8 protein-coding genes are annotated in these 8010 nt (G+C 66.6%); 3 read left to right on the plus strand and 5 right to left on the minus strand.

Going from position 1 to position 8010, the window contains the following annotated elements:
* On the minus strand, nucleotides 1-554 hold a 554-nt coding region (locus AC04MI_RS21385), incomplete at its 3' end, for an FMN-dependent NADH-azoreductase (protein WP_476498642.1).
* Between the two features lie 132 nt (nucleotides 555-686).
* On the opposite strand from AC04MI_RS21385, the gene AC04MI_RS21390 reads away from it, so the two are divergent.
* Together AC04MI_RS21390 and AC04MI_RS21395 are read left to right on the plus strand one after the other, a co-directional pair.
* Nucleotides 687-1634 carry a LysR family transcriptional regulator gene (locus AC04MI_RS21390; RefSeq protein WP_436078638.1) on the plus strand — a complete coding sequence of 316 codons (948 nt, stop codon included), beginning with the start codon at nucleotides 687-689 and terminating at the stop codon, nucleotides 1632-1634.
* Between the two features lie 164 nt (nucleotides 1635-1798).
* Nucleotides 1799-2668: an HDOD domain-containing protein gene (locus AC04MI_RS21395; RefSeq protein WP_056746683.1), complete on the plus strand. Its 870-nt coding sequence runs from the start codon at nucleotides 1799-1801 to the stop codon at nucleotides 2666-2668.
* Nucleotides 2669-2771: 103 nt separating this feature from the next.
* Here the strand turns inward: AC04MI_RS21395 and AC04MI_RS21400 are convergent, their stop codons facing one another.
* From AC04MI_RS21400 to AC04MI_RS21415, 4 genes are all read right to left on the minus strand, one after another.
* On the minus strand, nucleotides 2772-3854 hold the full coding sequence (locus AC04MI_RS21400) for an ankyrin repeat domain-containing protein (protein WP_436078639.1): 1083 nt from the start codon (nucleotides 3852-3854) through the stop codon (nucleotides 2772-2774).
* Nucleotides 3851-4465 (minus strand): RNA polymerase sigma factor, encoded by a 615-nt coding sequence (locus AC04MI_RS21405; protein WP_143227257.1) that lies wholly within the window; start codon nucleotides 4463-4465, stop codon nucleotides 3851-3853. Before AC04MI_RS21405 ends, AC04MI_RS21400 begins: the two co-directional genes overlap by 4 nt.
* Before the next feature lie 22 nt (nucleotides 4466-4487).
* Entirely contained in the window at nucleotides 4488-5396 is a 909-nt protein-coding gene (locus AC04MI_RS21410; protein WP_099730042.1) for a hypothetical protein, read from the minus strand.
* Between the two features lie 141 nt (nucleotides 5397-5537).
* Nucleotides 5538-7199 carry a methyl-accepting chemotaxis protein gene (locus tag AC04MI_RS21415; RefSeq protein WP_436078640.1) on the minus strand — a complete coding sequence of 554 codons (1662 nt, stop codon included), beginning with the start codon at nucleotides 7197-7199 and terminating at the stop codon, nucleotides 5538-5540.
* A 252-nt stretch (nucleotides 7200-7451) separates the two neighbouring features.
* On the opposite strand from AC04MI_RS21415, the gene AC04MI_RS21420 reads away from it, so the two are divergent.
* Nucleotides 7452-8010: RBBP9/YdeN family alpha/beta hydrolase (locus AC04MI_RS21420; RefSeq protein ID WP_476498643.1), on the plus strand; the 559-nt coding region annotated here is incomplete at its 3' end.

Below are 8010 nucleotides of genomic sequence, written 5' to 3' on the forward strand. Positions count from 1 at the left end.
GCGTCCGGGCCCATGGCCACGCCTTCGGCACGCACAAAGCGCACGTCGGTGATGCCGAAGAAGCCAAACACCACCTTCAGGTAGCTCTCCTGGTGCTCCATGGCCTGACCGCCTTCGCTGGTCGAGTACACGCCACCACGGGTGGAGGCGACGATCACGGTCTTGCCACCGGCCAGACCCACGGGGCCCTTCTCGGTGTACTTGAAGGTGCGGCCKGYCTGCGCCAGSCGGTCGATCCAGGCCTTGAGCTGGCTGGGGATGGAGAAGTTGTACAGCGGCGCGCCAATCACGATCACGTCGGAGGCCAGGAACTGGCTCACCAGGGCTTCGGACAGTGCGTTTTCAGCGCGCTCTGCCTCGGTGGCAGCGGCCTGGCCGGTGCGGAACCCCAGCGACTGGGCCGACAGGTGCGAAGGCGCTTGCTGGGCCAGGTCCAGGTATTGCACGGTGGTGCCAGGGTGGGCGGCTTGCCAGGCGGTCACGGTGCGGGCAGTCAGTTGGCGGGACACGGATTGATCACCGGTGATGGCAGAGTCGACGTGAAGCAGTTGCATGAGGGAACTCCTGGGGTTCTGTGGATCGGAGCCACAGCGTGTGGCCATGGCATGAATTGTGGGGATGGATCAATTTGTTGATAAGGTAGTGAACTTGCGATAGATTGTTCTATCCATAGGACGATGAAGCCCATGCAAGATCTCAACGACATGCTGTATTTCGCCGAAGTGGTGGAGCGCGGCGGCTTTGCCGCTGCGGGCCGCGCGCTCGGTATCCCCAAATCGCGCCTGTCGCGCCGGGTGTCCGACCTGGAAACGCAGCTGGGCGTGCGCCTGCTGCAGCGCACCACCCGCAAGCTCTCGCTGACCGAAGTGGGCGAAGCCTATTTGCGCCACTGTCAGGCCATGCGCGAATCGGCCCAGGCGGCGGCCGACACGGTGGCCCAGGTGCAGACCGTGCCGCGCGGCACCATCCGCGTGAGCTGCCCCGTCACTCTGGCGCAGACCGTGGTGGCCGAGCTGATCCCCCGGTTCCTGGCCAGTTGCCCGGAGGTGCGTATCGACATGCTGGTGAGCAACCGCGCGGTCAACCTGGTGGAAGAGGGCATCGACGTGGCGCTGCGCGTGCGTCCCTCGGTGGACGACAGCGGCAGCATGGTCGTCAAGCGGCTGGACCACACCACGCAGATCCTGGTGGCCAGCCCCGAGCTGCTGATCCGCCAGGGCATGCCCCAAACGTTGGACGACCTAGCCAAGCTCGACAGCATCGCCATGTCCGCGCCCGACGGCCGATCGACCTGGAACCTCATCGGCCCGGGCGGCGTGCACCAGGTGGTGCAGCACACGCCGCGCTATGTGGCGGACGACCTGCTCACGCTCAAATACGCGGCCGTGGCCGGCACGGGGGTGTGCTGGATGCCCGACTACATGTGCCAGGAAGAAATGCGCGAGCGCAAGCTGGTGCGGGTGCTGCCCGACTGGGCGCCGGCGCCCGCCATCGTGCATGCCGTGTTCCCCTCCCGCCGGGGGCTGTCGCCCGCGGTGCGGCGTTTTCTGGACTACCTGGGCGAGGCCATGCCCGGCCGCAGCAGCCTGAGCACACGGCAGGCCCTGCAGGGGCTCGACGGCGCCAATATCTGAGAACCTGTTCAAAGGACAGGTTCTGAGGCGCTGGGCGCAAAGCCTGCGCTTGTGCACGGGTTCGGTGGGCAAAGCGCTTTTTGGCGCCACAATGCAACGAATTGCAACTGTGCGGGCTGCGCCCGTCCGTGTGGTCGGCACACGCGGCGGCCCGGGGACTTTTTGTGACCGCTCCACACCCCATCGACCAAGACATCCGGCAAGCCCGCGTGCACCCTGCCGTGCGTGCCATCGTGATCCCGCCGTGCCCCGAGTCACTGCTGCGCCTGCAGCAGATCGTGGCGGCGCCCGAGCTGGACTCGACCGCGCTGGAGCAACTGGCATCCTCCGACGTAGCCCTGGCCGCCGCCGTGATGCGGCTGGCCAACAGCCCGCTGTACGGCCTGGCCCAGCCGGTGCAGACCGTGGGCATGGCGCTGACGGTGCTGGGGCTGCAGCCGGCCGTGGAGCTTTTGTCTGCCTTCATCACGCGCAATGCGCTGCAGGTGCGCTCGCCGCTGCTGGAGCATTTCTGGGAAAGCTCGCAGCGCCGCGCCATTGCGTGCGAGCACATCGGCCACCAGCTTTACAGCCTGGACCCGGGCCTGGGTTACAGCTTCGGGCTGTTCTGCCATGTGGGCATGCCGGTGCTGGTGAAGGCGGTGCGGGGCTACGCGGGCACCGTGACCGAGGCCCTGGCGCGCAAGGACCGCACCTTTACCCAGACCGAGAACGCGAGCCACCGCACCGACCACGCGGTGATGGGCGCCATCGTGGCGCGCACCTGGCACCTGCCGGGCGACGTGGCCCAGGCCATCTGGCTGCACCACGACTTTGCATGCCTGAACGACGAGCAGTTTGATCCAACCGTGCGCCACTTGGTGGCGCTGGGCTTGCTTGCCGAGTTTCTGGTCAACCAGCACGACGGCCTGGCCCCCACGCGCGAGTGGACCCAACACGGCCAGGCCTGCATGGACCACCTGCATGTGACGCAGGACGAGCTGGACCACTGGATCGATGCGCTGCACCCCGCGTTTGAGGCGGTGCGGTTCTGATGATTCCGACGAGCAGCTGATTCGCCGCTACCGCCGAGCAGGGCAGCTACGCCCGCCCCCTGCGGACATGACTTGGGCACTGCGAGATCTGCTGGTGCGCTTCTCAGCGGGCCGCTTCCAGCAGCTCTGCCAGGCGCGTGTGCCCCCGCTGTGCCGCGAGCTGTGCCGCATTCAGACCTTCGCGGTCCACCAGCGCCGGGTTGGCGCGCAAGGCCAGCAGCAGCTGCACAGTGGCGGTGTGGCCGTTCATGGCCGCCAGCATCAGGGCGGTTTTTCCTTCGGGGTCGCGGGCATCCACTGGTGTGCCCTGTTGGACGAGGGCTTCGACCTGCTGGGGTTGGCCCGAGCGGGCGGCCTCCCAGATGGTGTTGGGCGAGGTCGCGCCCAGATTTTTTGACATGGCAGGGGCTGCAGCCGCCGTCTGGTGGTCGCGCGCTGCAGAGTCAGCCAGCGGGGCGCGGGTGGCTGGTGCAGCTGCTGCGGCGGGGGCAGCCGGAGCGGTTTCTTGAAGGGCTGGTGCAGGGGAGACTGATGCGCGTTCGCGCCTTTCGGTACTGGATTCGGCGCGGGGGGCTGCGGCCGTCGAGGGCATGGGGGGTGATGCTGGGAAACCGGAGAGGGCCCCGGCTGCGCGAGGTGCTGACAGGGCTTCCTGCTCAGTGGAAGGCGACACAGGAGCCGGCTTGGCTACGGGCTGGGCAGGTGCTGGTGTCTGCGCAGGCGCGGGGGGGGCTACCGTGGAGGGCTTGGAGGGCAAGGCGTCGGCCGTTGGGTCGGTGCTGTTCCGCGCACTTTTCTGCGCGCTATCGGGTGCGCGAGGATTGGCTGGTGAGAGCTCAGCCGGTGGCCGCGGCGTCGGAGGGGCTTCCGGTGCAGGAGTTGCCGGCGCCGGCGCTTCGGCCCGGCGGTGGCTGAAAGCAGCGTCCCGCTCTTCGGGCGTGCCGCGCTCAAACTGCAGCATCAGCAAGCCAGTCAGCCCCACCACGGCCAAGGTGGCCAGGGCAGAAATCTTCCAGCGGGCCTGGTTGGCGGCAGGGGCTGCTACCGGGGTGGCCGATGCCGCAGCCGCTGCCACCATCTGTGCATGCGCACGCACGGCACCGCGCACATGCGCGCCGGGGCGGGCGCCCTCCTGTTCGCTGGCCTCGTGGTAGCGCCGGACCAGTTCGTCATCCTGCCGGGTCATACAAACTCCTTGAGGTGCTGGCGCAGGCTGGCCCGCGCGTAGCGCAGGCGGCTTTTGGCGGTTTCAAAGTTAACGCCGGTGGCCTTGGCAATCTCCTGCACGCTCAGGTCTCCTTCGGCTTGCAACAAAAAGGCCTCGCGCTGCTCTGGCGGCAACTGCTCTACGGCGGCGATGAGCGCGGCGGCCTGCTCGCGCGACTGCAATTGGCGCACGGGCCCGAAGCCCGAGTCCGCTACCAGGGTGTCTGCCAGGCTGCGCGCATCGTCGTCGCTGGCATCCAGGCTGGCGTGGTGTTTGGCGGTGCGCAGGTGGTCCACCAGCCGGTTATGCGCCAGGGTGAACAGCCAGGTGCGGAACTTGGCCTTCACCTCATAACGGGCGGCATTGCGCGCCACGGCAAACCACACGTCCTGCAGCAGGTCGTCGGCCACCGCCTGCACTTTCACGCTGCGAAACACAAACCGCCACACGGCCAGCTCGTGCCGGGCGTAGAGCCGGTCAAACGCGGCCATGTCGCCCTTGGCGTAGCGCAGCATCAGCGCTTCGTCGGCGTCGTGGGCATCGTCAAAGGGTGGGGCGGCAGGCACCCGGGCATTATGCGAAACCCTCATGCACTCACGGGCCGGCCCAGGCCTACCGTGGGTCGGGTACGTACGACAGGTTGTCCGACTGCGGAAACGCGCGCGGCACATGGGGCACGTGGGGGCGGGCGATGGGCTCGCGGATCACGCCGCTGGCGATCAGGTTCTCGCGGCTGTCGTAGCGGATGCTGATGATTTCATTGGGCTGCTCTTGCAGGCGCGTGAAGCTGGTGTGGGTGACAACCGAGGTCTCGCGCTGGCCGTGCGCCGTGCCTAGCTTGGCCGATGGCATGGGAACGGCCTTGGCCACACTGTCGGCAGATTGCGAGCGGGCAGAGGACTCTGCCTCGGCCGATGGGGCTGGGGCAGCAGGCGCACCGGCAGCCCCAGCGGCTGCGGGCGATGCGGGGTCCTCCCGCAGGCGCCCGAGGCCCAGGCCGTTGTCGCGGCGCTGGCTGTAGGGCTCGGGGGTGATGGCCGGGGCAGGCTGGGGCATCGGTGGCTGTTCGCGGAACAGGGCGACGCCAATCACGCCCACATGCGCAGGGCGACCCGTGCGGGCGGCGTACGAGTTGGCGATGTGCGAAAACTCGAAGGCCGCCACCTGGCTGTCGCTCTTGCGCCAGCCGGTGATCTGGTAACGCTCGTAGGGCGAGAACACATAGCCGCGCTGGTCCCACGCAGCGGTTTCGCCGCTGAGCACATTCACACCGTCCACCGACGGCACGGCCAGCACCCGCTCGCCCAGCCGGTTGCGCACCGTGATGGCATACCGCGCCCCGGGCCGCCCGGCCACCCAGTATTCGCCCCGGGCGTAGTGCACCGGGAGCGTGGCGCCGGTGTCGCGGTCCACGATGGTCACGTCGGCGAGGCGGCCAATGGCTTGGGCAGGCAGGTGGGCCAGGCCCAGCAGTGCTGTCAGGGCGGCGAGGGCGGGCAGGGTGAGTGAACGGGGTTTCATGGCAGCTCCATCAAAAAAAGTGGTGGTGCTGGGTGAAACGAACGGGGCGGGGCAATGGGGTTGAGGGGTACCGAAAAATTCAAGAATTTTTTCAGCACCTCATGGCACCCACCCTGGCGACCTGCTGTCCGCAATGCTGTCTCAGTGTGCGAGGCGTCGCACGCCGGGGACGGGCAGGGCATTGCCACGATGTACTGGCGTGGCACGCGGTGCATCGAGTCCCATGCCTGCTGAAGCACTGCCGCCGACCTGGAACACGGCCACCAGCTCCGCCAGCCGCTGGGCTTGCTGGCGCAGGTTTTCGGCGGCGGTGGTGCTTTCGCTCACCAAGGCGCCGTTTTGCTGGGTCATCTGGTCCAGCTGGGTCACGGCCACGTTGACCTGCGAGATGCCGTCGCTCTGCTCGGCGGCGGCGGTGCTGATCTCGCCGATGATGCCGTTCACGCGCTGCACGCCTTGCACGATCTCGTTCATGGTCTCGCCCGCGTTGGCCACGAGCTGGGTGCCCGAGTCCACCTTGTCGACGCTGGACTGGATCAGCGCCTTGATCTCCTTGGCGGCCTCGGCGCTGCGCTGTGCCAGGCTGCGCACCTCGGTGGCCACCACCGCAAAGCCGCGCCCCTGTTCACCCGCGCGCGCTGCTTCCACGGCAGCGTTCAGCGCCAGGATGTTGGTCTGGAACGCAATGCCGTCGATCACGCCGATGATGTCGGCGATTTTCTGGCTGCTGTGGTGGATGTCCTGCATCGTGCTCACCACTTGCTGCATTACCTCCCCGCCCTTGGTGGCTGTGCTGGCGGCGGTGGTGGCCAGTTGGTTGGCCTGGCGGGCCGAGTCGGCGCTCTGGCGCACGGTGGCGGTCAGCTCCTCCATGCTGGCGGCGGTTTGCTCCAGGCTGCTGGCGGCTTGTTCGGTGCGGTGGCCCAGGTTCTGGTTGCCACTGCTGATGTCGTCGCTGGTGGTGCGCAGCTGCGCAATGTTGTCGCGCACGGCCGAGACCAGTTCATGAAAGCGCTGTTGCATGTCGCGCACGGCCACCATCACGCTGCCGGTGTCGCCCGCCTTGACCTGCACGTGCGCCGTCAGGTTGCCTTGCTGGATGGCCTGCACCACGGCGCGCACTTCGCTCGGCTCAGCCCCCAGCTCGCGGCCAATGCTGCGCGATACCAGCACCGTCACCGCCACACTGATCAGCACCGCCAACAGCGTGATGGACAGCATCACGCCGGTGAACTGGCTCGCGTCCTGGTTGGCCGTCTGGCTGTTCTTGATGATGCGCGCCTCTTCGTAGTCGATGAGCTTGTTGGCCGCTGCCAGCCATTGCTCGTACTGGGGCTTGGCCTCGGTCCAGAGCATGGCTTCAGCGCCTGCGCGGTCGCCGGACTGCATCAGCGCGACCACCTTGCTGGTGGTGGCTACCGTACGCGCTTCAATGTCTTTGAGCGACTGCATCATAGGGGCCACTTCGGGTGGAATCTCCTTGGCGGTTTTCAGCACGCTGTCCAGCTGCGTGGCGGACTGGGCGTAGAAGTCCGCCAGCCGTGCGATGGATTCGATTTCTTTCTTGCGTGCGTCGTCGTTGGGGGCCAGCACCACGTCGCGCACCGCGATGGAGCGGTCGTGCGCCGAGCCCCGGAAGTTGATGGCAGCGCGTTGGATGACGGCGTTTTGGGTGGCATTGGCGGTCAGGGCGCCATCAATGCCCCGTGCAATGAGCACGCTGTAGACCGACATGCCGAGCAGGGCCACGATGACCAAACCGAAGCCCGCCATCAGGCGCTGGCTGATTTTCCACGTGTGCATTGAAAGGTGCCTCTTGAAGTGAAGATGACTAAGGAAGAACCGACCTGGGACAAGCCGCCAATGCAAACCGAACCAGCGGCCGTCGTGCGGAACGGCGCCAGATGGCTTGTTTGCAATTCGTTACATTGTAAGCGTCGGTTTGAAATTAAACCGGTTGGTTTAATTTATTTACTCAATAGTCAGTGTTTGAAAGAGGCAAGCAGAAGTCGCTTTTTAGATGATTTGGCGATTAAATAACAAAAATTAAGTCGTATGGGTTTTAAAGGCTGGCTCGCAGAATCCCTGCCTGTGACCCCTACCACCTCCATCATCATCGTCCCCGGTTGGCGCGATTCGGGCCCCGGCCACTGGCAAAGCCTGTGGGCCGAGCGCCTGCCCCACGCGCGCCGCGTGGTGCAGGACGACTGGATCACGCCCACGCGTTCAGCCTGGGTGAGCCAGCTGGAGAAGACGGTGCTGGCCGCAACGCACCCTGTAGTGATCGTGGCGCACAGCCTGGGCTGCATTGCCACCACCCACATGGGGCCGGAGGCTGCAGCCAAGGTGTGCGGCGCCTTGCTGGTGGCTCCTGCCGACCCCGAGCGCCGCGCCATCCTGAGCGACTTTGCCCCCGTGCCCTACGCGGCGTTGCCTTACCGCAGCATCGTGGTGGCCAGCAGCAATGACCCGTTTTGTCCCATTCGCCTGGCGGGCGCCTATGCCAGGGCCTGGGGCAGCGAGTTTGTGCGCATGCAGAACGCAGGGCATATCAATATTGACTCGGGCCATGGCGAATGGCCGCTGGGCTGGGCGTTGCTGCAGTCTTTGGAGG

This window comes from Acidovorax sp. LjRoot204, assembly GCF_056175785.1.

Excerpts from the sequence above, each read along its gene's own strand:
- AC04MI_RS21390 (WP_436078638.1), top strand. The coding sequence starts at position 687 with ATGCAAGATCTCAACGACATGCTGTATTTCGCCGAAGTGGTGGAGCGC.
- AC04MI_RS21400 (WP_436078639.1), bottom strand. The coding sequence starts at position 3,854 with ATGACCCGGCAGGATGACGAACTGGTCCGGCGCTACCACGAGGCCAGC.
- AC04MI_RS21405 (WP_143227257.1), bottom strand. The coding sequence starts at position 4,465 with ATGAGGGTTTCGCATAATGCCCGGGTGCCTGCCGCCCCACCCTTTGAC.
- AC04MI_RS21410 (WP_099730042.1), bottom strand. The coding sequence starts at position 5,396 with ATGAAACCCCGTTCACTCACCCTGCCCGCCCTCGCCGCCCTGACAGCA.
- AC04MI_RS21415 (WP_436078640.1), bottom strand. The coding sequence starts at position 7,199 with ATGCACACGTGGAAAATCAGCCAGCGCCTGATGGCGGGCTTCGGTTTG.